Origin of the sequence: Halovivax ruber XH-70 (assembly GCF_000328525.1) — an archaeon.
In the GTDB taxonomy this organism is placed as follows: domain Archaea; phylum Halobacteriota; class Halobacteria; order Halobacteriales; family Natrialbaceae; genus Halovivax; species Halovivax ruber.
This window is the reverse complement of sequence record NC_019964.1, coordinates 3022338-3046709: the sequence shown is the minus strand read 5'-3', so window position 1 is coordinate 3046709 and position 24372 is coordinate 3022338. Positions and strand designations below refer to the sequence as shown.

The 24372-nt window shown below is 60.5% G+C and carries 20 protein-coding genes and 2 pseudogenes; 15 read left to right on the top strand and 7 right to left on the bottom strand.

What is annotated here, in order from left to right:
* Complete coding sequence (locus HALRU_RS14650; protein WP_015302166.1) at positions 1-3564, top strand: hypothetical protein; 3564 nt, start codon at positions 1-3, stop codon at positions 3562-3564.
* Positions 3565-3616: 52 nt separating this feature from the next.
* Positions 3617-7345: a helicase-related protein gene (locus HALRU_RS14645; RefSeq protein WP_015302165.1), complete on the top strand. Its 3729-nt coding sequence runs from the start codon at positions 3617-3619 to the stop codon at positions 7343-7345.
* Positions 7346-7478: 133 nt separating this feature from the next.
* Here the strand turns inward: HALRU_RS14645 and HALRU_RS15880 are convergent, their stop codons facing one another.
* Positions 7479-7823 (bottom strand): hypothetical protein, encoded by a 345-nt coding sequence (locus HALRU_RS15880; RefSeq protein ID WP_216086541.1) that lies wholly within the window; start codon positions 7821-7823, stop codon positions 7479-7481.
* Positions 7824-8012: 189 nt separating this feature from the next.
* Here HALRU_RS15880 and HALRU_RS14640 point away from each other — a divergent pair, with 189 nt between their 5' ends.
* The 3 genes from HALRU_RS14640 (at position 8013) to HALRU_RS14630 (ending at position 12142) form a co-directional block, all read left to right on the top strand.
* Positions 8013-9224, top strand: coding sequence for a DUF1998 domain-containing protein (locus tag HALRU_RS14640; protein ID WP_216086540.1), 1212 nt, complete (start codon positions 8013-8015; stop codon positions 9222-9224).
* 250 nt (positions 9225-9474) lie between these two features.
* Positions 9475-10134, top strand: a complete 660-nt coding sequence (locus tag HALRU_RS14635) for a phospholipase D family protein (protein ID WP_171814998.1) — start codon at positions 9475-9477, stop codon at positions 10132-10134.
* Between the two features lie 103 nt (positions 10135-10237).
* Positions 10238-12142: a pentapeptide repeat-containing protein gene (locus HALRU_RS14630; RefSeq protein ID WP_015302162.1), complete on the top strand. Its 1905-nt coding sequence runs from the start codon at positions 10238-10240 to the stop codon at positions 12140-12142.
* A gap of 403 nt (positions 12143-12545) precedes the next feature.
* Here the strand turns inward: HALRU_RS14630 and HALRU_RS16045 are convergent, their stop codons facing one another.
* From HALRU_RS16045 to HALRU_RS14610, 4 genes and pseudogenes are all read right to left on the bottom strand, one after another.
* A complete protein-coding gene (locus HALRU_RS16045) occupies positions 12546-12776 on the bottom strand; it encodes a hypothetical protein (protein WP_148680559.1) in 231 nt (76 codons plus the stop codon).
* Positions 12777-13301: 525 nt separating this feature from the next.
* A pseudogene (locus tag HALRU_RS14620) lies at positions 13302-13516 on the bottom strand (type II toxin-antitoxin system RelE family toxin).
* A 4-nt stretch (positions 13517-13520) separates the two neighbouring features.
* Entirely contained in the window at positions 13521-13730 is a 210-nt protein-coding gene (locus tag HALRU_RS14615; protein WP_015302160.1) for a pro-sigmaK processing inhibitor BofA family protein, read from the bottom strand.
* A 264-nt stretch (positions 13731-13994) separates the two neighbouring features.
* A complete protein-coding gene (locus HALRU_RS14610) occupies positions 13995-15167 on the bottom strand; it encodes a S1C family serine protease (RefSeq protein ID WP_015302159.1) in 1173 nt (390 codons plus the stop codon).
* Between the two features lie 162 nt (positions 15168-15329).
* Between HALRU_RS14610 and HALRU_RS14605 the strand changes: the two genes are divergently transcribed.
* From HALRU_RS14605 to HALRU_RS14585, 6 genes are all read left to right on the top strand, one after another.
* Positions 15330-15878, top strand: coding sequence for a metallophosphoesterase family protein (locus tag HALRU_RS14605; RefSeq protein ID WP_015302158.1), 549 nt, complete (start codon positions 15330-15332; stop codon positions 15876-15878).
* Between the two features lie 240 nt (positions 15879-16118).
* Positions 16119-16859: an SCO family protein gene (locus tag HALRU_RS14600; RefSeq protein WP_015302157.1), complete on the top strand. Its 741-nt coding sequence runs from the start codon at positions 16119-16121 to the stop codon at positions 16857-16859.
* A gap of 3 nt (positions 16860-16862) precedes the next feature.
* A complete protein-coding gene (locus HALRU_RS14595) occupies positions 16863-17423 on the top strand; it encodes a TlpA family protein disulfide reductase (protein WP_015302156.1) in 561 nt (186 codons plus the stop codon).
* 7 nt (positions 17424-17430) lie between these two features.
* Entirely contained in the window at positions 17431-17568 is a 138-nt protein-coding gene (locus HALRU_RS15805; RefSeq protein WP_171814997.1) for a hypothetical protein, read from the top strand.
* On the top strand, positions 17561-18241 hold the full coding sequence (locus HALRU_RS14590; protein ID WP_015302155.1) for a cytochrome c biogenesis CcdA family protein: 681 nt from the start codon (positions 17561-17563) through the stop codon (positions 18239-18241). The genes HALRU_RS15805 and HALRU_RS14590 overlap by 8 nt, the downstream gene beginning before the upstream one ends.
* Before the next feature lie 196 nt (positions 18242-18437).
* Positions 18438-18617 carry a hypothetical protein gene (locus HALRU_RS14585; RefSeq protein WP_148680557.1) on the top strand — a complete coding sequence of 60 codons (180 nt, stop codon included), beginning with the start codon at positions 18438-18440 and terminating at the stop codon, positions 18615-18617.
* Positions 18618-18678: 61 nt separating this feature from the next.
* Here HALRU_RS14585 and HALRU_RS14580 read toward each other — a convergent pair whose 3' ends face one another.
* Together HALRU_RS14580 and HALRU_RS14575 are read right to left on the bottom strand one after the other, a co-directional pair.
* Entirely contained in the window at positions 18679-21240 is a 2562-nt protein-coding gene (locus HALRU_RS14580; RefSeq protein ID WP_148680556.1) for a heavy metal translocating P-type ATPase, read from the bottom strand.
* A 101-nt stretch (positions 21241-21341) separates the two neighbouring features.
* Positions 21342-21536 (bottom strand): hypothetical protein, encoded by a 195-nt coding sequence (locus HALRU_RS14575; RefSeq protein WP_007700702.1) that lies wholly within the window; start codon positions 21534-21536, stop codon positions 21342-21344.
* Positions 21537-21635: 99 nt separating this feature from the next.
* On the opposite strand from HALRU_RS14575, the gene HALRU_RS14570 reads away from it, so the two are divergent.
* From HALRU_RS14570 to HALRU_RS14555, 4 genes and pseudogenes are all read left to right on the top strand, one after another.
* Complete coding sequence (locus HALRU_RS14570) at positions 21636-21833, top strand: hypothetical protein (RefSeq protein WP_015302153.1); 198 nt, start codon at positions 21636-21638, stop codon at positions 21831-21833.
* A pseudogene (locus tag HALRU_RS14565) lies at positions 21833-22339 on the top strand (cytochrome C oxidase subunit II); the annotation flags it as partial. The gene HALRU_RS14570 and the pseudogene HALRU_RS14565, both read left to right, overlap by 1 nt.
* 68 nt (positions 22340-22407) lie before the next feature.
* A complete protein-coding gene (locus tag HALRU_RS14560) occupies positions 22408-24099 on the top strand; it encodes a b(o/a)3-type cytochrome-c oxidase subunit 1 (protein ID WP_245547812.1) in 1692 nt (563 codons plus the stop codon).
* A complete protein-coding gene (locus HALRU_RS14555; RefSeq protein ID WP_015302150.1) occupies positions 24099-24302 on the top strand; it encodes a hypothetical protein in 204 nt (67 codons plus the stop codon). The genes HALRU_RS14560 and HALRU_RS14555 overlap by 1 nt, the downstream gene beginning before the upstream one ends.
* Positions 24303-24372 lie beyond the last annotated feature (70 nt).

The window sequence follows — 24372 nt, the reverse complement described above, 5'->3', positions numbered from 1 at the left end:
ATGTGTGGAGAGTTACCGTGTGCCAGAGATGTCGCCAGTACTCTAAACTGTGCTGATACAAGAGACGAGGCTTTTTCCCAATTAAACGATCTCTCTATCTCTAATGCGGACTTTGATACTCACTGCGTTACGGAACTCGTACAGACACTGACTGCCTATCTCGATATTCAAAACCAGTTTCACAGGCAAACGATATGGATATCACTTCAATCGCTTGCCGAAGCTTATCCGGATGTAGTCGCCGAACATATTTCGGACGTCTTAACGGCTGTTCCGCACCATGACGACCTGTACCTAGAGCACTTGGGGAAATTACTGGAACCAGTTTTAGAGCAAGGGGTAGATCTCTCGGAAACAGTAAATCGACGGTATGCAAAATCACTTCGACAAGCCGAGTCTAAGGTTTGCCGTCGTGTTGCAGTCGATTTATTCCGCCAGTTCGGCACTTACGAGGACTTCAAGATCCTCGAGGAGATGGCGGAGTACGAAACTGGTGTGCGATCTGACCGGGCCGGGGAGGGATTGGAAATGGCGTTAGATCGTGCAGTCTCTGTCTTACAGAAGGGCGACGAGACCGCGATTACGAACAGTGATATTGTCCCGATCATTCGACACGTCTCGTATACTTATCCAAGCTGGCTCGAAGACAATGTGGACGAATTGATCGACCTCTTAGGAAAGAGCCAGGCAGACATCGCTATCGTTGCACTGAGCGGGATTGCGCAAGGCACAGGTCTAATTAGCCAAACCGTCACGGATCGTCTTGTAAGTGCAGTAAAGGTGGACGGAGATACGATACTTGAGTCAGGAGACAGAGACGGTGAGGAACTCCCACTTAGACGTGCGGAAGACGCACTCGAAGCCCTCATAGAGGCGAACAAAACGGAAGAATGTTCGGCGTACCTGGTCTCTAAGGCCGACGAGTGGCTTACAGCCGATTCGGTCCGACTCCACGAGCACGCTCTCACTCAGCTTCGCGTCCTCGCTGAACGTGATCCAGATACAGTACAAGAGCACGTTGAGGAGATCACTACAATAGCTGAAGGCGGTGGTGAAGAAGGCTCCCTCGCTGGAGAGGTTCTAAGTAGATACGGGCAAGCACAGAGCGACGATACTGTTTCGTACCTACAGCAGTTACTGAACGCTCACCAAGAAGGGTCAGTAATCGGGTACCTCGCGAAAGCTGTTAATTGTCTCCAGTATCGCCCAACAGGAGAGACTTCGTATCAGTCGCTCTCGATCGACGAAGCGGGGGATCGGGCGCTCGCCAACGTCGGTGACACCGTCTATGAAGGGCAGACACTCCCAATTGTTTGGCCAGCATACGAACCGCGTGTAGCAGTCCTATTGGCACTCGAACTGGCACTTCGTAGCTTAGACGAGGGATCTGACGTCATCGTCTTCAGTCCTGGTGGTGGCAATCACTGGGGGAACAAAGGTGACCTTCGAGACGAGTTTGCGAACTACGGGCTGGTCGTCTCTGAAGAGTTTCCACCAGTCCCACTCCCCGACATCGTCCCTCATGCACGCATTGACGATGGATCTATCGTGCCCATGTCTGATGGTATAGCAGACGTGAGGGTCGTGTTCTCCAAGCGCTTCGCCGAGCTACAGGACCTTGACGCACCAGATACGGTCCTCCTTAATCTGGCGGCACGGACAAAGGGAACTTTCGAAGAAGGTATCGACGAACTCCTCGAAGAGTACGAAGATGCCTCGATTTCCCCACTATACTCGAACTATACGAAACACGAGTTTGAGGAACGTAGGGCTCCCCGGTACGGTCCACCGCGCGACCTAGACGAGGCGGACACGCTTCCGGGCATAGATGCATTAGAGGCCGCTACCGATCGAGACCATAATCAACCAGAGTTTGCGGGCAATTTCTCCTCGTGGTTCGATCGTGCCACTGACGCCCAAGATATTCGAGTCGTAGGTGTTGATGACGGAGGACTCCTTGAGTATCTGGAACCTGGGTACGAAGCGTCCTCGGCCCTCCGAGAGTACGACGAAAATCGAGCTGCTGGGAGAATTTTCTCGCGACAGCTCATGTTCGAACGTTTGCCCGTCCCAGCCGACCGCTACAACGAGTGGGTTCGGTGTCAGCGCGACGGATATTTCGGACCACGTACACTCAATGCTCTGATCGACAAACTGGAGGAACGTGCGGATGACATAATCGGTCGTCCAGCGATCGCGGGCAAGTTGTTCGAAACGACCGACGCACTTCGCCGGGCTCGGGAGCACATCGGAAAGAAGAACCCGCTATACGAAGAACTGACAAACCGGCTCGAAGAGAGCTTAGCAGACGAGCGTCGTGTTGCTGTCTTCCTCCCGAAAGAGACGTGGCGGCGGGCAGTTCAGGAGATCGTTACATCAGATGGAGTCGTAACTCCATCAGACATGGAAGACGATCGTGTGGTGTTCGTCAGTCCGGATTCGGCACGTGACCTAGGACACAGAGACCAAATGTTCGTCATCGGCCCCCAACGGCCTCAGTACGCTGGGTTCTACGTCCATCCAATGGTCGACGAAACGGTCGTCCTTACGTACCGTGGCAAGTGGAGCTGGATGATAGAGCGTGATGCGAGTCGGTTCGTCGAGTCGACAAATGCTGCGGCTCCAGGCTTGGACTATTCGCCGTACGCTCCGCCACGGGTGGAAGTCGACGGGCACGCCGAGGCCGAACCAACCACCGAAACGGAGGTCACCGAGACCGGGAAATCGGATACACTGGAGCCAGGAGAAAGATCCAGTGTCGAGCCAGATCGTGCCCCTTCCGGGGAGGCAGACAGAAAAGAACTCGCGGACTTATTCGACCAGGCACGTCCCATCGATTACCAGAGCGGAGGGTTGAGCCGATACGACGAGCACGAGCGCAGCAAAGTAAAGATCGAAACTGCAGATGGCCAGACGTTTACACGCCGGGATAGAGTTATGCGGCGGCGGTCTAGCCCGTCATCCGAAGAGGACCGATATCATTGGGTTTCCCCTCACTCGCTCCGTGAAGGCGACCAGGTCGCCATCATCGATAAAGATGTATTTGAACGACGCTGGGACGAGTGGCTCAGCGACGTATACGAAGAAGAACATGGTGAGACGAGCACCTTCGAAGATTTGACGATCTGGTACGAGTCGTTGAGAGATATCCTATCCCGTCTCGCAACGTCGAGTGGTATAGAAGACCTGACACATCCGGAAGTCGGGCGCAAGATTACGAGCTCGGTGGACAAAATAGAGCGTGAACCATCAACTGTCTGGAATTGGTTCGAATCCGCCGCAGAAGCCGACAACTGTCTAGGACCCGCGCGTGATCCATCGCTAACCATCGGACCACGTAGAGCCGAGGACATCGCCGCACTGGGTGAATCGTTCGATATTGAAGAACTCACCGGCGAAAACGCCCTCCGTATTGAGGAGAGTATGAGCCGTGTCCGGAGGACGAACATGAAACAAGGCCACGATTTCAGGGCCGAAGTGAAAGCCGAGATGAACTCACTCGAAGATAACGAGATCCGAGACAACGCGGCGACTTACGAGGTTGCCTCGGTGACCGAACTCTGACGTTACGTGTTATTGCGGGAAGATTTTTGACATAGCAGTAATACTGCTACCTATGACCTCACCGTTCGATTCGATTCCTCCGCAATCTGATCCGGAGTACACTCGTCCGCCTAACGCTCGATACGCCGAAGCAGGGGACGAGGAGTTTCGACGTCGACAGGCCATCAATCACCTCGTAACGGAACGGTTGATCAATCGGATCACGGGACGGGGAGAGACTCAATCGACCCTCTACAGTGTAGACCCTCGCGTCCGGTACTTCGCGGCTACTCTCTCGAACCAGTACGACTACCGTGACGAACAACGAACCGACGACGATGGCGAGGAAATAGAAGCAGCGGGCAGTGCGATGACACGGAATATTTCGCCGTTCACGACCGGACTGAAGTTGAAAGTCGATCCGGAAGAACTCAACGGCCCCCTCGAAATACAGCCAGACGCAAAGCTGTTTTATAAACGATTCCCGGAGTACGGCGAACAACTAGAACATAGTGACCTAGCAGCTGCAGGACCGGCAGAGGAAGAAGAGGTGAACGAGCCGGAACCTGGTCTCCAAGCCGACGGTGGCTCATCTGTTGCAGTCCCGGACGAATCACAGCCACTGGTCAGCGTCTACGAGCGTGTGAATCCCGAGTTCAACTCTATCGAAGTCTCCAAAGCCCAGCTACGGAACAAGGCCGACGGTGGTGGAGAGATCACGGTGCCGATATCTAGTGGGCTAGATGCTGCAGAAACGACTTTCGAGGAAGACGACAGAGCGGTCACCCTGCCACGGGATAGCGCTACGTACAACGAGCAACAGAACGTTCCACCCCGAGCGTTGGAGTCAGAAACGGCATTTGAGGAGCACTTAGACGACGTGTTCAGTGACGAGCTAGTAGAACCACTTTGGAGTGCCGAGATTCGGCTGGAAGTCAGCCATCGGGATGACGGCGACTACGCCGTTACTGTCCAGTTGGTGAACACGCAGGGCGAAGATCCGGAAACCGCGACCGAACCGGACGAGTCCTGGCAGGCGTTCCTCTTCGACGCATCGGTGACGGTTTCGGCCGAGACGCCAGCCTTCGAGCCTTTCGAGTCGGAGAAAGTACGAGACCACTACCAATACGACGGAAACATCTACGGCATCGGAAGAAACTGCTCGGCCGCAGTCGTGGAGAACGACCCGGTTACGAGTATTACTACCGAGCCGGTTCCCATCTACCGACAACCCAAGTATGTCTCTCGCGATACGGTCTCGGCTCCGACAGAGACACTCGCAGAGGGAGACATCGAAGCAGTCCTCGAGAACATCCAACTCGAGATGGACCGTGCACGCGATCAGTACGAAGTCGTACGTGAGGACGTCTTAACGCACAAAGGCGAAAAGGCTGCCTCAGAGTACGACGGAATGTTGGAACAGTTTGAGGAAGAGAGAGATCGGTTCGAACGTGGAAAAGAACTGCTTCTAGCCGACGAAAACAACGATCTGGAGACGGCTTTCCGCGCTCTCAACGAGACGTTCGCCAGAGAGTTCGAAGACTGGCGCCTCTTCCAGATCGTTTTCATCGTGATGTCGATTCCGGACATCGCCTCGCAGGTTAACCGTGGTCTTGACGGTCCTGACATGCTGGACGTGTGTGATATCATCTTCTTCCCTACCGGTGGTGGGAAGACCGAGGCGTATCTCGGGTTAGTGACCTTTACGGCGTTCCTCGATCGACTCAGAGGGAAAGGGCACGGGATGACCGCTTTGACGAAGTTCCCACTTCGTCTCCTCTCACTCCAGCAGCTGCAGCGGATAGCCAACGTGCTCTGTACGGCCGAAGAAGTTCGGCGAGAACACGACGAGATGGGAGGCGAGCAGTTCAGCATCGGGTACTTCGTAGGCAACAAGAACACGCCAAACGACATCTTCGAGGACGGGGGAGACACGAACAACGTCGCTCTCGCATCCGAAAGCGAAGACCACCAGCAACAGTGGTTGACCGTCCCGAAGTGTCCATACTGTCGAGAGGAGACAGTCGAAGTAACAGGCGACTTAGACCGACTTCGGATCGTCCATCAGTGTACGAACGAAGAGTGCAGAGAGGTTCAGCGGCAGGATGGCGACACCGCTGAGCTACCGATCTACATCACCGACAATGAAATTTATCGGTACGCACCAACGTTCGTCGTCAGTACCATCGACAAGATCGCCGTAATGGGGATGAACCGTCGTGCACGGAGTCTCCTGGGACAGTTGAAAGGTCGATGCCCAAACCACGGCTTCACCCCGGAAGAGCAGTGTCTCCTCAGTGAACGAGGGGTCGCCAACGAGCATCAGTGTGGGAACACCTCGCTCGAAGCCCTGGAAGACGTCGAACCGACCGATCCACCCTCTATACTCATCCAAGACGAGCTCCACCTACTCCGAGAGGAATTCGGCGCGTTTGACTCACACTACGAGACGCTCATTCAGAAGTTGATCGACGCCTACACCGACGGCGAGTGGGAAATGAAGACGATCGCAGCTACTGCGACTATCGAAGGGGCTGACAATCAGGTGGACGCCCTGTACCGAAAAACACCTAACGAATTCCCCTCTCAAGGACCACGTCTCCGCCAGTCGTTTTACGCCTACGAGGATCCTTACCGACTCGGACGACAGATGATCGGCGCACTCCCGCGGAGTATCGGTCGAACTCGAGCGATCAACATTGTGATTCGAGAGTACGCTCGCGTCGTTCAATCCTACGAAGCGGATCCAGACCGACTGTTCGACGAGATGCAAGAGGTGACCGAAGACGTCGTCGCTGGTCCGCTCAATTTCCCAGAGGATGCCGATGAACGCCAAGAGGGCGTGTTAGAGGCATTGGACGACTACAAGGTCCAGATCGCGTACAACATTTCGAAAAACCAGAGTGATATCCTCCAGCGGTCGGTGAAGGGCATGATTAACCGCCAGCTGGACGCCTATGGGGATCCGCACGAACGGTTGACGCCAGTTTCTCTCACGGGAGAGACAGATATGGAAGAGGTGCGTGGTGCATTGTCCAGGCTGGAGGCAGAAGACCCAGAGAACCCGATCGACGTCGTCATCGCTACGAGCATGATCTCGCACGGGGTGGACGTCGACCGGTTCAACTTCATCTCCTTCTTCGGGATGCCGCGGAACACGGCCGAGTACATACAAGCGTACTCTCGGGTCGGTCGCGAGAGTACCGGGTCGGTCTTCGTCTTGTTTGACTCGATCAAGGCACGCGACCGATCACACTACTCCCGATTCGAACATTACCACCGGTACCAGGACCTCCTAGTCGAAGCGACGCCGCTAGAACGGTGGGCGGAATTCGCGATCGAGTGTACCCTTCCCGGCGTCGTCCTCGGGATACTCATCCAATACTACGACTACTACCACGAAGACGAGTTCAAGGAGGGGAGAGTTTACAACCTCGATGGCTTCCGGGAAGCTCTGGACCAGGGTGTCATCGAACACGATGAATTGCTCCAGTTCGTCCTGGAAGCGTACGACGTTGAACACGCTGGCGACGACGCGGACAGTGACATCGGTGCGCGATTGTACTACGAGGCCATCGAGAAGGAGTTTGAAAAGCTCTGGAACCACCTCTTAAGCGCTGAGCCCGAGATCCACGACCCGCGGAAAGCAGGGCTCAAGAAGTATCTCGGGAACGTGATGGAGGACGAAGACGCTGGCTTGCGGGGGCCGATGCGGAGCCTGCGCGATGTCGACGAACAGATCCCGGTCACACACGGTCTCGCGACCAGTGACTTGAAAGATATGTTCTCTGGAGGTGAATGACGTGAGCTCAGATAACCAAGCGGAGATGGAACGAGGTATCGCTCAGACGATGAACTCCATGGCACCCGGAGCTATCTTTAGCTACGCTCGCCGTGGGATCACGATGAAAGTCGAAGGATGGCGGGCCGAACCACTAGAAGTCGCTGACACCGATCGTATCATAGATCGAGTCGCAGGCCAGATAGAGCCGTTTCGAAACAGCGACCAGTCGCCTTGGAACAACTTTCGAGACACTGAGGTTGACTTCCGGCGCGTACAGCAGGTCCAGGGTGAGTTCTTCCCTCGTACGGTGGTGTGCAAGCAATGTGAAGCCGTGACCTATCGAAAAAAGGTAGCGAGTCTCCGAGAAACCGATGGGCGTTGCCCCAGGTCTGGCTGCGAAGGACGACTCCAGCAACTCCAGTTCGTTCTGGTACACGATTGCGGTGCGGTCACAAACCTCGAGCCACAGCCCTGTGACCAGCACGGTTTCGACCACATCTGTTTGAACAGAGGAGCACCCGAAGATCTGAGTACGTGGTCGTTCCGGTGCCGTGGAAGAGGGTGTAATCACGAGTCGGACCTCGGCGGATTGTGTAGCCAATGTCGTGAATACATCGGCTTCCCAACTCCGGTAGAGGCTGGGACGGTCCACTATCCGCAACGAGACGCGTTCGCGGAGATGCCGATGGTCGGCGTTGAAACCGGTGATATCCCGTACGGTGAAGACTGGTGTCGAGTGCTGATGGCGGGGTACCTCGGTAACCCCGACTACAGGAGGGAAGGTATTACACCGGAATCCGTCGCATCGGTTCCAGGGATGTCGCCCGACAAATTGGAGGAATATATCGAGAAACTCGGTGAGGGGAACCGAGATGTCGTCTTGGATATGGTTCAAGATCTCACGCCTGGCGACGGCTATACGCGGAATACGGTCGTACGATTGAACCGTGAAGATATCGAGGCACCGGACGACCGCGAGTGGCACACGCTCGTCGCAGATCAGCTGTTTACTTTCATGCGTTGTACGGGCGGGTACGCCGGTGATGAAGAGGACCTAGAAGACATCGAAGACTATCCGACATCTAGCTCTATCGACGACTATCTCGACGACGACAGCTTCGTAGCGAAACACCCGCAAGCCAAGTTCTACAAGGACAACCTCGCCGATCTAGGGATCACTGACGCCTGGGTTGTGGACAGCTTCCCGCTGTTGAACATTCTGTACGGCTACACGCGTGATTCGCCGACTGCAGCGGAAACAGATCTCCAAGCCTTTGACCACCCGTTCGACGACGATGCGGTCTCGATTTATGGTGACCGGTCTCCCTCGGAGGCCATTGTTTTGCAACTCGATCGGAAAAAAATCGTCGAGTGGCTCCTGGCGAACGGGTCACTGATCGAACCCGAGGCGCCAGATCTCGAAGATGAGACGGATCTCAAACGTTGGTTCTTGGAGACCGTCGACCCGCGAGAGACACAGAATCCGTTCACCCCTATTGAGGACCGGTTGACCGAAGAGATATACCAGCTCGTTCACTCCACGAGCCATACGCTAATGAGTACCGCTAGCGAACAGTGTGGCCTCGACAACGACAGCATCTCGGAACTCATTCTCCCGAACGTTCCGGCGATCGTCCTCTACGCCGAGAGTATGGAACACTTCGCGCTCGGCGGCATGTTCACCCTGTTCAAGACCCGGATCAACGAGTGGGTGAGTGACACGAAAAAGTACGCCGAGAATTGTATATACGACCCGGCCTGCCGGAGCTCAGAAGGAGGGGCAGCCTGTCACGCTTGTATGCACGTCGCAGAATTCACCTGTGAGTACTACAACCAGGCGCTAGACCGTGGTGTGTTGATCGGCACCGGGGACACCGATCCGTCCTGGGAACTATAATCCCTGAACGGTCGTTAAGAAGGATACCACCGTGATAACACCGACCTCAGAAGAGTTCACGATCGCAACGCTGTTCGACTCGGCTGCCCGTATCGGCACACTGGCCGCGGCTGTCGACCGACTGGGTTCTGGACGAGTCTCGATCACGCGGGGGGATATCGACGCGAAACTACCGGCTGACCAATCTCTCGGGGCTGTCGAAGCAGAGGCATTACTCGTTGGATTGGTACTCAATGACGCGGCGGAGAAGGTGGGCCGTGAGACCCCGTTCGTTGACGCGACCTTCGAAGTCGACGTCGAAGAGGCACGAACGGTCCTAAAAGAACAGGTGGTCGCCCGAACCGCTCTAGAGAGCGAGGCGGACTCCGATCAACGGCCAGACGATACAGAACTGGTGGCTACGGTTCCCCCACAACTCGACGTCGACCTTCCTCCGTCAGTCGGTAACCTCGACACCCGCGTGAGGTCGGCGTTACTGACCGCAGAGAACGTGGTCAGGATCGCGAATCCGTACTTCGATCCGGACCACCCGACAGTCGAAACACTTCGGACACTGCCACGGAGGGGTGTCGAGACGCGGATACTCACTCGGGAAATCCGCCCAGGAACAGACCGCTACGACGTGCTCTCAGCGATGAACAACAGTCTCTCGAAGGACGAGCGAGAATTAGTCGATGTCGCCGAACTGTTCGCCCTCGACGACGCCGGTCATCAAGCGTACGCTACGCACGCAAAGATGGTCGTCACCGACGATACCCACTGCTATCTCGGCAGTGCAAACTTCACGGTGACGAACCTCTCTTCGAACTTCGAAATTGGCATCCTCACTTCTGGTCGTGCGGTATCGGTTGCAACAGATACCTTCGATGCAGTGTTCGAAGTGAGTCGGTCGCTATCACTGCCAGATTGATCACCACTATGATTTTTCGTCGCCGATCGACTAGCGCCTATCTTAGTCATTTTCTCGACCGCAACAGAGGGTTTTTGTTGTGGCCGTCGGTACTCGTTCAGACATGACGACCTGGTTACTGGAGAAACAGATGGAAACCGAACCAGGCGTGTTTGAACACGGCCCAGAATACGAATTCGATGACGACGATACCGTGTTCGTTTTGGACTTGGAAAGGAGTGTTCTCGTCGGTGAATTCGAACCACACGTATCACCTGAGCGAATCTCTGAAGACGATACACCACGAATACGCACACGGTTGCATCCAGTCTCCGATGACTTGTTGTGGGTCGACGACTCTGACATCGTAGATCTCGCAGAGAGACCGAAGCTAAGTCGACGGATCGTCGAGGCGTTAAAGTACGCTAGAACAGGTGCTCAAGAGACTGTAACTGCAGAAGCATTCTTCGGGAACAGCGGCTCAGAAAGAGACAGTGCCGAACCAGACGCCCACGAGACAGATTCTAACACGGCCAAAGAATCCACATCACCAACCCTTCACGACGTCTTTACTCGGCAAGAAGGGGTTGAGGACGCCGATTTCTCGGGAGAGACCGTAAACGGCCACAAGGTGCTTGCCGACGTTTCGCTCCGCGGTGTAACGCTCTCGGATGCGTCGATCGAAAACGTCACCTTCCGTAATGTCAATCTTCGAGATGTCGACTTCCGGGGCGCTCAGCTACAGGGCGCCACCTTCACCGGTCAGCGAACCCAATTAGGTGGTGCTGACTTCACGGATGCGCACCTCGATGGCGCCATCTTCGAGGTTGACGTTTCCGACTGTACTTTCACCAGCGCACAGATGCGGGACGTCGATCTCCGAGATGCTACACTCGAAGGCGCTGACTTCTCGGGTGCACGCCTGAAACGGGCGAAAATGCACGATACCGAGCCAGAGAGAGCGACCTTCGATCGAGCGGTTATGCAAGATGTCAAGACGAAAGGTGCACACTTCGAGAAAGTATCGTTCGTCGGTGCGAACCTATATAACACGACGTTTGCCGACACAGATTTCGTCGACACTGACTTCTCCGACGCTGACCTTCGAGACGCAGGTTTCCATGGATGTACCCTCGAATATGTGGAATTCGTCGGAGCCAAGATGGCTGATGTCTCCCTTGAAAATCACGAGACGACGAAACTCGACTTCGGTCGTTCGGACCTCAGTAATGCAGTACTCTCCGGTTCGAGCTTTTCTTCGGCCCGGTTCGATGAGGCGCGACTTTCGGACGCAAAGTTTCACGGCTGTGATCTCTCCGGAGTGTCGATGGCCGACGTTAGAGCGGACGGCGCTGAGTTCGATGAGGCTAATCTAGAGTACGCTACCCTCGCACAGGCCGACCTCACTGACTCCAGGTTCACCGAAGCGCGGCTATACACTTGCCAGTTGGTCTCTGCACGGGTTGGGACCGGAACGACGTTCAACGGTATTTACAACTATTTGGATTCGGGGGAAGGAGACGACAAGGAGCACCCTGGACGAAAGGCTGCTTCCGTCTATCGAACACTCGAAGCAGTCTACAGAGACAACTCGTTGACAGACGAGTCACTCAAGTACCACCGAAAGCGGAAGAACGCAACTCTCAGAGTCAACAAGGACGACAGACGATACATTCCAATTGTTGTTGACGGGTTCCTGAAACACACGACAGGTCACGGGACGAAACTGAAGCCTCTCTTTGGCTGGTCGTTAATCTTCGTGGTTTTTACCGCGCTTCTCCACTTCGCGTTGGGGACGCTCCATCACGAGACACACGACCATCTGTGGCTCTGGATCGGAGATGATAGTGGAGTAACTGAATTAGCACACTCAATTCTATTCAGTTTTCTCGCGTTCACTGGCCTCGGGTATGGGCGGTTCACACCGGTCAGTTCGGTCGGTGAAGCACTCGCCGTGGGACAGACCGCATTCGGGGTACTGTTCTTCGGTCTCCTCGTGTTCGTCTTGTCAACCCGGGCCTCACGATGACCAATGTAGCCCAGTTTCGATAGGGATTTGATGGTAACATTCCGATCCATACCGAGATCTCGCCCTTACTGAGATCACGAAACGACTATACACCAACACCGCAATTGAGCTCCTAGCGAACCTCACGACGACGCCGACCCCGTTCACCAATTGAACGGACCCTAAACGGCAATTGACGCGCCGTTTAAACACCCCTGGCGCCGTCCCTTGGACTCTCCCCGTTCGGAAAACGGATGGGTCATGTCGGAATCCATCCTTCCAAAAATTGGGTTAGTACTAATTTTCATGAAATATTGGTGTCTTGATATGCCCGACGAGATGCGCCTTGAAGATGTAAACGTTGACGCGTCCATTCGAAAAATGGTGGTCCAAGTGAAAATTGCGATATCCACCTGGTCTGCCCCTAACGAGCGCTCTTCTTCACCCGATCCGAAAACTCAGACAAGTTCATCGCGGCAGCGCAATCCGGACAGCAGTACCGAACTGAGTGTCTGTAGTCCCCCTCAAGCACCTCGGGTGGCTCGATGTCCACCCGAAAGAGCCGCGATGGTGCCACGTTCCGATCACACCGGTAACACCCCTGAGAGCGAGGCGCATCGCCGGTCCCGTCGCTCGTTCGCTCGACGGATTTCATCCGAGCACCTCGCAGTTCTGGCGATCGAACCGACCGAAGTGACTCGGCCCCCAATCCCCGAAAACGAAGAACTGCGACGGATAGCGATACGACTCTCTAAACCAGTGGCGTGCGAGACCTTTTTGTCTCGAAGGTGTCTTTCGGAACATGGCAACCAAAGCGGGATGCTTTGGAAGCCGCGCCTCGGGTGTCCTACCACCCGGGGCATTTCCTCTTCGCGCATGCCCCCGCGACGTGATGGAGACGCGAGCTTCCGGGTTTGAATATGCGGCAATGTGTAATATATCTATTGGATAGTGGGCGGATTTTGGGTCTGTAGCCGATTTTGGAACCCTTCCTCGATATCTTTGATTGCCTGTCCTTCTGTGACTGGTTTATGAAATAGATGGCGAGTCGCCTTCGGCTTCTGCGGTTCGCTAATCGGCACTTCTCCACTCTCATCCCGCCGCTGTCCGTCGCACGGAGATAGTATTGCACGGCAAGCTGAACATCCACTGACGAAACTGTTTGAACCGGCTGCGGGACTTACGGTGGGAGGTTGCAATCGTAGATGTTCCGCCGATGCCCGACCACTTCGACAATGAGGACGTCATCCGTCCGATCCCAGGTACTAATCGCACGATAGTCCCCAGCCCGGAGCTTGTAGTACGGATATCCGCTCAGCTTTCGAGCCGGTGGTCGGTCCAGGTGCGCCGTCTCGTTCGGATCACGGGTACGAAGCCAATCACGTCTCGCCACAGAGCGCTAGAGCGGGACCAGTGGAACCATCGTCGCCATGAAGGCGATGTCCAGCAGCGCGAGTGCTATCACGAGGATCGCTCCGGGAATGCCGAGGATCCCACAGATCAAGAGTGTCAAAATCGATATCTGTACACCAAGCCCGAGAACGTTTGCCAGCACCAGGAGCACGAGGCCAACGACCGCATTGATCACCAGGCCTGTCAGGGAAACCATGCTAACCGATACTGTCCACGAGGTTTTGTTACGCGCCCCTTTCAAGAGCGTCCCTGAGAAGTAAACCGACGCCGCCCCTCCGCTATCGGCCCGGCCCAGCCACCGTCTCGTTCAGGCCTATCTAACGGCAAACGGGCCGACACGATGTTCCCTGGCCAGCAGGATGGCTGCGAGACTACCGTACCCGATCCCTCCTGTCTACGCCGACCGAATATTGCCCATCTCGTTCGTTGCGTTCTCGAGCAGACTACCCCAATCTGCCCCTCACGCCCCGTTCGTCGGGGGTCGTTCGCCCAGCGTGACCTCGACGGTCTGTTCCTGCCCATCACGGACGATGGTCAGTTCGATCGTATCCTCGGGTGCCGTCTCGGTCAGCAGGTACGAGAGCAGGTCCTCGCGTGTCGACACCGACTGGTCGTCCACGGCGACGATGACGTCACCGCCGACGGGGACCGTCGCGCCGTCGATCTGCACCGACTGGTCCGCGCCCTGCAGCGCGTCGCTGGCGGGTGTCGCGCCGAGTACGCCGGCGACGTAGACGCCCTCGGTGACCGAGAGGTCGTTCGCCTCGACGATGGGCTGGGAGAGCGGGAGCGCCCGGACGCCGAGGTAGGGGTAGGCGTACTCGCCGGTCTCGATCAGTTCGGGCACGATGCGATCGACGAGGGCCGCCGAGATCGCGAAGCCGATGTTCTCGCCGCCGCCGGCGCGGTTGACGCCGAGGACGTCACCGGTGGCGCAGTCGACGAGCGGGCCGCCGCTGTTGCCCGGGTTGATCGGTGCGTCCGTCTGGATCGTGTTGGGCAGCCGGCCCGCCTCGGTCGGCATCGAGCGGTTCACCCCGCTGACGATGCCCGAGGTGATGGTGCTCTCGAGGCCGTAGGGGCTGCCGAGCGCGGCCACGCGCTGGCCGGGCCGGGGCGTCGCGTTCGAGACGTCGAGCGGTTCGAGGGCGTCCGACGTGGCGTTCACGCGAACCACGGCGAGGTCGGCGAAGGCCGTCGCACCGACGACCGTGCCGTTGTGGAGGTCGCCCTCGCTCCCGCGGATGCCGACCGACTCGTTCCCGCCCACGACGTGCTCGTTGGTCACGATGTAGGTCGCGTTTTCGCTCGTCTCGTAGACGAATCCGGAGCCGAGTCCCCGCCCGAGCTGGATCTGGACGATCGAGGGGATCGTCTCCTCGTAGAGGGAGACGTAGTTACAGCCGGTGCGGTTTCGCGCCTGCTCGCCCCCGGACTGATTGTCCTGTGACTGGGTCTGTAGCGTGGGCGAGTCACCAATCGCGTGCTGGTCGTCGCTCACAACTGTCACGTCACCGCTCGCCCGTGTCTCGTCTCCCGTCGCCACACCGCCCACCGCCACTCCCGCGGCCGGAACGCTGATGACCATCGCCAGGGTCACGAGGAGGAGCGCCAGGGTTCGTATCCGATGCATACCGTACAGTAGCCACCGACGATTCGGAAATAGGGTCGGCCTGCGAACGGTCCCGGCCGATCTCCGGGTCGAATCGTCCCGCGCCGGTCGCCGATTCTTGCCCGGTGATTCGACTCGAGAGCTGCCCAGCAGATTTTTCAGCAGACCGACTGATACCGGAACGTGACACTCGCGATCATTGCAGATTCTCACATACCCGAACGTGAGACCGACATCCCGGATTCGTTCCGCGAGCGTATCGCCGACGCCGAGCACACGATTCACGCCGGTGACTTCGAGACGGCGGCGACACTCGACGAGGTTCGCGACCTCGCGACGGCGCTCACGGCCGTTCATGGGAACGCCGATCCGGCAGATATGGGACTGCCGTCGGTCGCCGAACTCACAATCGACGGCGTCACGTTCGTCGTCACCCACGGGACGCTGAATCCGGTGGAGGCGGCCGTCTACGGCGACGACGGCTTCGTCATGAGTGGCGAGGACTGGAACCGGGCGATCGCCGATACGGCTCGCGCCCGCACTCGCTCGTGGGACGGCGACGGCATCGTCGGAATCGGCGGCCACAGCCATCGTGTCGAGGACACTGTCTACGAGGGCGTCCGCGTGCTCAACCCCGGGTCCGTCACCGGCGCCGACCCTGCGGATCGGGCGACGATGCTGACCGTCGAGAGTGACGAGGGCGAGATCGACGTGACGCTCCACGAAGCCTGACGATCGTCGCGGCCGTATCGAGTTCGATTCCTCGAACCATCTTGGCGAACTGATCTCTCACCGTCCGTCTGCGTCTCGATCGCTCACTCGCTCGACCGCCTGCTTGTAGCCCGCTTTGGATTCGATCTTCGAGCGGGGTAGGGGGTGGCCCACACCGACTGCAGAACGCATCAGCGCCCCGTTTCCCACACTCAGGGAACAACCGGCCCTTCTTTACCGCTCGTCTCCTCAGGATCGAGCATGAAGCGGCGCACGTATCTTGGCGCGAGCGGCCTTGGGGGGCTGTCGGCGCTTTCGGGTTGTCTCGACTCGTTTTCATCGGTGACCGGCGACGAACCCGAACCCGCCGACGGCGCGGTTCTCGGTCCGCCGGACCGCGAGCACGACCTCAGCGCGTCGGCCCATCCCACTTACGGCGACGAGGTTCCCTCGTATTCGGTCCCCGACGCCCTCTCCGGCGAGACCGTCTCCGACGAGGACTTCCTCGGCGAGCGCGTCCAGCTGCACACCTTCGTCTACACCAACTGTATCATGGGCGCGTGTCCGGCACTCCTCCGATACCTCATCGAGGTAAACGACGGCGTTCGCGAGGCGGGCTACCGCGACGAAGCGGCGTTCGCCCCCTGGACGTTCGATCCAAAACGCGACACGCCCGACGTCCTCCGGACGTATCTGACCGATCGCAACGTCGACCCGTCGGCCGACGACTGGCACTTCCTCCGTCCGGAGACACAAGAGGCGGCACACGAACTCCTGTTCGACCAGCAGGGTGGCCCGTTCGGCCTCCCCGTCGAGCAGGCACCCGCCTCCGAGATCGCCCCGGAAGGAACGGATTCGGACGTCGAGTACGGGTTCACCCACTTCGTGTTGATCCTGCTCGTCAACGACCAGGGGATCGTCGAACGCTCGTATCCGGGTGCGACGGAGCGCTCCACGCCGATGGACATCGAAGACGACATGCTCGCAGTCATCGAAGGCTAATCCATGAAGCGACGGGAAGCCATCGCCGGCGCGGCGAGTCTGGGTGTGCTCGGGGCGGGCGGTGCCCTGGCAGTCGGCGGCTTTCCCACGTTCGGCTCCTCGGGCGGGTCGGACCAGCCGCAACTCGACGACCCCGTCACCGTCCCAACGGTCGACCTCTCCTGGAGCGACGGCGAGCCGATCACGGTGCCGATCGATGACACCGTAACGGTCCTCGAGTTCTGGGCGACGACCTGTACGGTCTGTCCAGATGCCGTCCCGAAAGTCACCGCGGCGGCCGACCGAACCGGCGAGGACGTCGCGTTCGTCGCGATTACCGCGGAGGACGTCGGCCCGGACGACTTCTCTCCCGAGTACATCGAAGACACGTGGCGTGAGTTCGGCGGCGGCGAGTGGCCGATCGGCTACGGAACGTTCGAGGTGCAGGTCAAACTTACGTCGGCTGCGACGCCGGCGACGGCGATCATCGACGCCGACGGCGTGACCCAGTGGACCCACACGGGCATCGTCTCGAGCGAAACCATCCTCGAAGAGATCGAGGCGGCCGGCGGCACGGTCAGGTGATCGACGCATGTGTCTCGACACTCCCCGACGCGCGACGGTCGGCACCCGAACGTGGGCGCTGGTCGGGACCCCGTCGATCGATGGTGGTGTCCGGCCCCACGCTGCGGCCACGACGACCGACGGCGGGGTGAGCCACCGTGGCTGATCTCACGACGGTTGGCGCGGTCGGCTTCGCCGTCTCCGCCGGTGTGCTGACGTTCTTCTCACCCTGTGCGTACGCGCTCCTCCCGGGGTACGTGGGCTTTTACGTGGGACGTTCGGAGGGTGAATCCACGCTCGCCGGCTCGCTCCTCCGGGGTCTCGTCGCCGGTGCGGGCGTCCTCGTCGTTCTCGGTGTGTTCCTCGCGGCGACCTACGCCGTCGGCTCCCGCGTCGCCGACGTCCTCTCCGTGGTCGAACCTGCCGTCGGCGCTGCGTTGATCGTTCTCGGGATACTGATCGTCTTCGACCGGGCCCCCTCGTTGTCGATCCAGCTTCCCAAGCGCCGGACCGGCATCCTCGGCTTCGGTCTCTTCGGCGCCGGCTACGCCGCCGCCTCCGCCGGTTGCGTCGCGCCGGCCGTCATCGCCGTCTCCGGACTGGCACTCTCTGGCTCGGCGATGTACGCACTGGCCGTCATCGGGAGCTACGTCCTGACCGTCGCCATCCTCATGGTTTCGGTGACCGTCGCCGCCGGGACGGGACTCTCGGCGGGCGGTGACTGGGTGATGGCCCACCGCGGCCGCCTCGAACAGGCTGCCGGCGTCCTCCTCGTCCTCGCCGGCCTCGGCCAGCTCTACGTCTACTACGCCGTCGACTTTACGTTCGCGGGGCCGTAGACGACCCCCTACGCTGGATTTGCCGTTCTCAGCGGGGACCGCGTACCGACCGGACTACGGTTCGTTTTCCGTCCCGACGACCACGCGAAGAACGGATGGATCGGCGACGATTCGACGCGTATCGGTTTCTCAGGGCGCTTCTGGGACTCTCGCGAAAAACAACGGCTTCTTCTATCGGGAATTCGCACCGAGCGGTATGCCGGAGCGAGCGCACACGTGGGTCGTCCCGTTGGTTGTGGGATTGAGCCTCTCCGTCGTTGGGATGACGGTGCTGGAACCGACCGTCTGGTACGTCCAGTATGGGGCACTGCTGGCCGGGCTGGTGCTGGCTGCCCTCTCGGTGTCTCTCCAGGTGGCGGAAACGGCTGCGGCGTGACTCGATTTCTCTCCCCCGTCTCGATCGGCCGTGCGGTCGGTCGAACCCCTCGATCGGCCGTCTACGTCAGCGAGCGCGTCGAGTTGCCGACGACCAGCAGACTGCTCGTCGCCATCGCGACCGCGGCCAGCAGCGGGTTGATGAGGCCCGCGACGGCCAGCGGGATCGCGACGGCGTTGTAGACGAACGCCCAGCCGAGGTTCTGTCGAATGCGGCCGTTCGTCGCGCTCGCGAGGTCGAAGACGGCCGGTACGTCGCGCACGTCGTCGGTCGTGAGGATGGCGTCCGCGGCGTCGCCCGCGAGATCGGTCCCGCTTCCCATCGCGATCCCCAGGTCGGCGCTCGCGAGGGCAGGGGCGTCGTTACTGCCGTCGCCGACCATGGCCACGGTCCCGCGGGCACCCAGCCGGCGAACCGTCTCGGCTTTCCCTTCGGGCGGGACGCCCGCGAACACGTCGTCGATCGCGTCCACCTCGCGGTAGCGGTCGGCGCTCGCCCCCTCGTCGCCGGTCAGGACGGTGACCGTCCGGTCCTCGGCGAGTGCGTCGACCGTCTCGCGCCAGCCCGGCCGTGGCTCGTCGCCGACGGCCACGACGCCCCGAGCCCGACCCGACCAGCCGACGACGACCGGGACGTCGCCGTCTGCCCGGATCGACTCGACGGCTTCGACCAGGCCGTTCGGCATCATCCACCCTCGCTCGTCGAACAATGCGGGGTGGCCGACGACTGTCGCCTCGCCGTCGACCGCCCCGCTGACGCCCCGGCGGTGCGTCTCGACGTCGCTTGCGTCGGGCAGTGCCGCCGGGTCGCCGACGCGCCCGTCACGTCCCGCCTCGTCACCAGTCCGGTCTCCCTCGCTTCCCGCCACGATCGCGTCGGCGATCGGGTGCGCCGAGTGTGCTTCGAGCGCAGCCGCCCGATCGAGGAGCGTCGACGCGGACACGCCGTCGTCCGGGACCGCGTCGCGGACCGTCATCTCGCCGGTCGTCAGCGTCCCCGTCTTGTCGAAGACGACGACGTCGGCCTCGGGGGCCGCTTCGAGGACGTGCTCGCTCGCCAGAACGATCCCGCGATCGGCGGCCGCCCCGACGCCCGAGGCGATGGCGAGCGGGGTGGCGAGGCCGAGCGCACAGGGGCAGGAGACGATCAGGACCGTGAGCCCGGCGAGAAGTGCGTCGGACGCCGCTGCGCCCGTCCACAGCGAGCCGACGGTCACGACGGTGGCGAGACCGAGCACCACCGGGACGAAGATCGTCGCCAGGCGGTCGGCCAGCCGCTGGACGCCCGGCGTCGCGCTCTGGACGTCCCAGAGGAGTTCGACGAGTCGGTCGAGCGTGCTCTCGGCCGTCTCGCCGACGGTGACGGTGAGTGGCGCGTCGGTGACGACGGTCCCGCCGCGGACGTCGTCGCCGGGAGCTTTCGTCACGGGGAGCGCTTCGCCCGAGAGCAACGACTCGTCGACGGCGGCCGTTCCGGTCGCGACGGTGCCGTCGAGCGGCACCCGTTCGCCCGGTCTGACGAGGAGCTCGTCGCCCGGCTCGACGGCCTCGATTGGGACGGTCTCGAACGCCTCGACGTCGGCCGTGGCGTCGTCCACGGCCGATAGCACTCGCGCCTCGCTGACCCGGCCTTCGGTCAAGTCGCGGACCAGGCCGAGCGAGCGACGTTTCACCCGGCCCTCGTACCAGGTGCCCGCGGTGACGACGAGGACGATCGCGACGGAGACGTCGAAGTACAGGTCCGAGCGGCCGAGGACCATCGCCAGCGTGCTGTAGGCGTACGCCGACAGCGCGGCGGTGGCGACCAGCAGGTCCATGTTCGGCCGGTGCGCCCGCAGGCTGACGACGGCCCCTCGGAGGATCGGGTAGCCCGTGTAGAACAGGACGATCGACGTCATGAGCCAGATGTTCCCGTAGAGGTACGGCCCGACGAAGCCGCCGAGGCTCACCACGGGGTCGAAGCCGAGATACTCGGGGTAGAGGAAGACGACGTACCACAGCATGACCATCATCCCGAACAGGCCGCCGAGCAGGAGCCGGCCGACGGTCTCCTCGCCGTGAGTGTCGCCGACGGTGCCGTCACGGTCGTGCGCCTGGTAGCCGTAGCCGGTGAGCCGGTCGGGGAGTTCCTCGGCGGTGACGCGCTCGGGATCGTACGCGACGCGAACGGTGTCGCTCGCGTAACTCGCCGTGGCCTCGCTGACGCCCTCCACGCCCTCCGCTCGCAGTTCGAGGAAGGCTTCGCAGGTCGAACAGTGCATCCCATCGACGGCGAGGAAGGTGTGTTCGCCGGTCGTGGCGTCGGATACAGTGTCGACGCTGGCCGTTTCCTGGTGGCCAGTGTCGGTTTCGGGGCCCGTCGATCCCGGCTGGGCGGCGTCCGTCGAACGGGCGGCTCCGTCGCGGTCTCGATCGTCCGGTGGCCCCTCGACCCGCTCGCGAACGCTCGTCTCGTCGACGTCGTCGAGATCGGAGAGCGCGCTCGCTACCTGCAGACAGCCTTCACAGCAGAAGTGGCCGGGAACCTCGTCGTCGGTGATCGGCGGGTCGGGAGTCACCAGCCCACAGAGTCGACAGCTGCCAGCAGTAGTGCCGGACGACGTGGATGCGGAAGACTGGGTCACGTGTCGAGATCACCGTATCCAGGGTGACTGCTCCCTGTTCGCCGGAACGACGGGCGGCTGGTCGGTTGCTGGGGCGGCACTCGCCGGGTCGGCCGATGCGATCAGTGAGCGGGCTCGGCCGTACTGGCGCCGGTCGGCCCCATCGCGATCCAGAGCGAACCGGCGATGAGCAGGACGTTGACCGCCGCGACGGCGCTGACGGTGCTCGGGCGGCCGAGGACGTACCAGAGCGCGGGGACGAGTGCGGCGACGGCGATCGTCGTGACGACTCGCGGGGCGAGCGATTCGAAATCCATACGCCAACTTGGCACGGGCTTTTATTAATATTGGCTTGAATTCCCAGAGACGTGGAACGGGGATGTCCGTTCATCTCGGTTCTATTCCACCCCCTACACATGAGTCAGTCAACCGACCAGCACGGTGCACCACCGGATAGTGTCATCGAACGGGAACTCACGCACGACGAGTTCGATCCGATCGGGACGGCTGTCCTGATCACACTGTACTTCTTGATCCTCGTCGGCATGTGGCTCTTCACGTACTTCGTGGAGTTCCTCGGCAACGGGCCGACAGTCGTGGGGGTGATCGGCTGATGGACATTCACAGCTACGAGAAGGCCTGGCTCGGCGCCGCGCTGGTCCTGATCGTGTTCTTCATCGCGACGATCACGTACGGAACGGTCGGCGCGGGCGTCTCGATGGTCGACGACTCCGGCGGCACCGTCGATCCGAACAACCTCGCCGATCACGAGCGGTTCGGCGACCCGGGCGTCGAGCAAGTGGGTGAAAACGAGTACGAGGTGAACGTCGTCGCCTCCGCGTTCTACTTCAACCCCGGTTCCGACCAGCTCGGCTTCGACCCGATACAGGTCCCCGCAAACAGCACTGTCACGTTCTACGTGACCAGTTCCGACGTGATCCACGGCTTCTCCGTTCCAGGGACGAACGTCAACACGATGGTCATCCCGGGTGAAGTCGCGGAACTCACCGTCGAGTTCGACGAACCGGACACGTACGGCCTGCTCTGTAACGAGTACTGCGGCTACGATCACCACAACATGGAGGGGACGGTCGAGGTCGTTCCCGAAGACCAGTACGACGGAGGTGACGGCCAGTGACGTCCTACATCGATCAGTTCCCCGAGGAAGCGCGCCTCGTGAAGGCCGCCATGGTCTCCGCGTTCCTCGCGCTGGCGGTCGGGGCCACCTTTGGATTGCTCCAGGTGCTCCACCGGACCGGGATGGTCCGCGTCCTCTCCTCGGCTGATTACTACACCGCGCTGACGGCTCACGGGGTGTTGCTGGCGCTGACGTTCACCATCTTCTTCCTGGTTGCCCTGTTCACCTGGGGGATCACCACCAGCCTCGATCGAAACCTCCCCAGCATGCGCTTCGCGTGGGGCTGGTACGGAACGATGGTCGTCGGTGCGCTCATGGCGGTCGTCGCCATCTTCGCCGGCTTTCTCACCGAACCGCCGACGCTGCTGGGTGAGGAACTGTCGGCGAGCGTGCTGTTTACCTTCTACGCGCCGTTGCAGGCACACCCGCTGTTCTACCTCGGCCTGGCCATCTTCGTGATCGGCACGTGGATCGCCGGCTACGACTGGTTCCGCACCTACTGGGCCTGGAAGCGTGAGCACCCCGACGAGCGGACGCCGCTGCCGGCGTTCATGGCGCTGACGACGATGCTGTTCTGGTGGCTCTCCTCGGTGGGTGTCGCCATCGCCATCGTCGTCTTCTTGCTCCCGTGGTCGCTCGGGATCGTCGACTCGGTCAATCCCCTGCTCACCCGGACGCTATTCTGGTTCTTCGGCCACGCCGTCGTCTACTTCTGGCTGATGCCGGCGTACATGCTGTGGTACATCCTGCTGCCGAAGCTCTCGGGCGGCAAACTGTTCAGCGATCCGCTCGCCCGCGTGGTCTTCGTGCTCTTCTTGCTCCTCTCGACGCCGACGGGCATCCACCACCAGTACATGGACCCCGGCATCGCGGAGGGATTCAAGTTCATCGTCATGGTGAACACGATGTTCCTCCTGCTGCCGAGCCTGCTGACGGCCTTCACCGTCGTCGCGAGTATGGAACACGGCGCCCGCCAGCGCGGCGGGACGGGCAAACTCCGCTGGCTCGGAAAACTCCCGTGGCGTGATCCCGTCTTCACGGGCATGGCGCTCTCGGGGCTGTTGTTCGCCGCGGCCGGCTTCTCCGGCATGATCAACGCCGGGATGAACATCAACTACCTCGTGCACAACACGTTCTGGATCGTCGGCCACTTCCACCTCACCGTCGGCACCGCAGTCGCGCTGACGTTCATGGCCGGCTCGTACTGGTTCATCCCGCAGGTGACCGGTAAGCCGCTGTGGAACCGGACGGCGGGACTCGTCCAGGTCCTCCTCTGGTTCCTCGGGATGGTGTTCATGTCGAACGCGATGCACCGCGCCGGCCTGCTCGGCGTTCCGCGTCGGACGGCCGAACCGCAGTACGAGAGCTTCGCGTTCGAGGGCGCTATCGGTAGCGTCGGCGAGCTGGACGCCCAGGTCGTTCTCGGCGGGACCCTGCTGACCATCTCGACGGTCATCTTCCTCGTCACGATCGTCATGACGATGCTCGGTGATCGCGGCGAGGTGCCCGACAACACCTACGCCGGCACCCTCTCCGGTCCGGAGCACTCGCCGGCGATTCTCGACAACCTCAAACTCTGGACGGCGATCGCGTTCGTCCTGATCGTCCTCGCGTACTCGCTCCCGCTGGCCGCGATCGTCCAGCGTGGCGGGCTCTTCGGCCCCGGTATCGACGGCATTACCCGCGTCTTGCCGCCGATCGACACGATCGGCGGGCTCGTCGAGTGGGTGGTGGGCCGCTGATGCGGATCGATCCCGCCCTGTTGCTCGTCGTGCTCGTGCTGGCCGTGCCGTTCATCGTGGAACTCCGGACGGTCGCCGCCTGGGTCGGCATCGACCTGTCGCTCCTCCAGACGGTGCTCATCGGCGTCGCGATACTCGGTGCGATCGTCGTCTGGGCGGTCACTGGTGACTCCGGCGGAAACGGGCCCGAATCGGCCAGCTAACCACCCGTCCGGAGTCTCGGTCTCGGTCTGCACACACGCACCAGTCGCTTTCTGGCGTTGCTACCCTGCC

Bases quoted from the DNA above. Each gene is read 5' to 3' on its own strand.
- HALRU_RS14630 (WP_015302162.1), top strand. From the start codon at position 10,238: ATGACGACCTGGTTACTGGAGAAACAGATGGAAACCGAACCAGGCGTG.
- HALRU_RS14650 (WP_015302166.1), top strand. From the start codon at position 1: ATGTGTGGAGAGTTACCGTGTGCCAGAGATGTCGCCAGTACTCTAAAC.
- HALRU_RS14560 (WP_245547812.1), top strand. From the start codon at position 22,408: ATGGTCTCCGCGTTCCTCGCGCTGGCGGTCGGGGCCACCTTTGGATTG.
- HALRU_RS14640 (WP_216086540.1), top strand. From the start codon at position 8,013: ATGGTCGGCGTTGAAACCGGTGATATCCCGTACGGTGAAGACTGGTGT.
- HALRU_RS14610 (WP_015302159.1), bottom strand. From the start codon at position 15,167: ATGCATCGGATACGAACCCTGGCGCTCCTCCTCGTGACCCTGGCGATG.
- HALRU_RS14615 (WP_015302160.1), bottom strand. From the start codon at position 13,730: ATGGTTTCCCTGACAGGCCTGGTGATCAATGCGGTCGTTGGCCTCGTG.
- HALRU_RS16045 (WP_148680559.1), bottom strand. From the start codon at position 12,776: ATGAAATCCGTCGAGCGAACGAGCGACGGGACCGGCGATGCGCCTCGC.
- HALRU_RS14575 (WP_007700702.1), bottom strand. From the start codon at position 21,536: ATGGATTTCGAATCGCTCGCCCCGCGAGTCGTCACGACGATCGCCGTC.
- HALRU_RS14570 (WP_015302153.1), top strand. From the start codon at position 21,636: ATGAGTCAGTCAACCGACCAGCACGGTGCACCACCGGATAGTGTCATC.
- HALRU_RS15805 (WP_171814997.1), top strand. From the start codon at position 17,431: ATGTGTCTCGACACTCCCCGACGCGCGACGGTCGGCACCCGAACGTGG.
- HALRU_RS14555 (WP_015302150.1), top strand. From the start codon at position 24,099: ATGCGGATCGATCCCGCCCTGTTGCTCGTCGTGCTCGTGCTGGCCGTG.
- HALRU_RS14595 (WP_015302156.1), top strand. From the start codon at position 16,863: ATGAAGCGACGGGAAGCCATCGCCGGCGCGGCGAGTCTGGGTGTGCTC.
- HALRU_RS14585 (WP_148680557.1), top strand. From the start codon at position 18,438: ATGCCGGAGCGAGCGCACACGTGGGTCGTCCCGTTGGTTGTGGGATTG.
- HALRU_RS14600 (WP_015302157.1), top strand. From the start codon at position 16,119: ATGAAGCGGCGCACGTATCTTGGCGCGAGCGGCCTTGGGGGGCTGTCG.
- HALRU_RS14645 (WP_015302165.1), top strand. From the start codon at position 3,617: ATGACCTCACCGTTCGATTCGATTCCTCCGCAATCTGATCCGGAGTAC.